At 47.1% G+C, this 966-nt stretch carries 1 protein-coding gene; it reads left to right on the top strand.

The window, feature by feature from the left end; all coding sequences use genetic code 11:
• The coding region (locus tag A3761_RS15145; protein WP_156491876.1) for an AAA family ATPase at positions 1-966 on the top strand (966 nt) is incomplete at both ends.

The raw sequence follows: 966 nt of genomic DNA on the forward strand, positions 1-966 counted from the left end.
TGACTCGTTATTGGAATCTACAGTGTGAATTCGAAGCTTGGTTAGCGAAAAGGGTGAGCAGTGAAAGCCTGAGTGACGAAGCACTCAGCGAGTCTCAGTTGGATCGTTTGAGTCAGTGTTTAAAAAGCATGTTTGCATTAAATGGTGTGGACTCAGACGAGAAACCAGACTGGCAAGCCGTTGCAGCTGCACATGCTTTGCTGCAAAAAACAACTTTGATTGCTGGGGGACCCGGTACCGGAAAAACCACCACAGCAGCAAGCCTGTTGCACTTGGTCGATCAATCATTCAGGCTACGTTTGGGCCGACCAGCAAAAGTAAGGTTGCTCGCCCCGACAGGAAAGGCTGCCGTTCGTCTAGCGGACTCAATCGCCTTCCAACTTAAGCGAATCGAAACTGAGCAGGCTGTGCTAGAAGGCTCAGATATGCTTCCACTTAGCGCGTGTTTGCCTGCTAATGGTGAGACGATACACCGTTTCTTAATCGACCATAAAGCTTTACCTTCGCAACACTCTTATTCAGAAAAACTTAACGCAGAGAGCCTCTTTTCGGGGCGGAGTGAAATTGCACTTACTGAAGCTGATATCTTAATTGTTGATGAGTCATCAATGATCGACTTGGCTTTAATGCATGCGTTAATCAAAACCGTGCCTGACACCACACAAGTGATCTTTATGGGTGACCCTTATCAGCTGCCACCCGTGGAGCCGGGCGAGGTATTCTCAGAGACGGTTAGGCGTTTTGAGGATATGTCTTATAGTAGCGAATTTGCCGATCGTCTGGCAAGTCTGACTGGCTATGAGTCAGGAGTCTTTCTAACTCCAGCTGTCGACAAAAAAGTAGCGAGTGAAGGCATTAATCAAGCGCTTTGCTATTTGAGAAAGACCTACCGCTTTGGTGGAGAACTTAAGCGCGCTGCCGAGCAAATTAATGCCGGTAATTTTATCGGTTTTCAAAATGACTTTT

The organism is Oleiphilus sp. HI0123 (assembly GCF_001635315.1).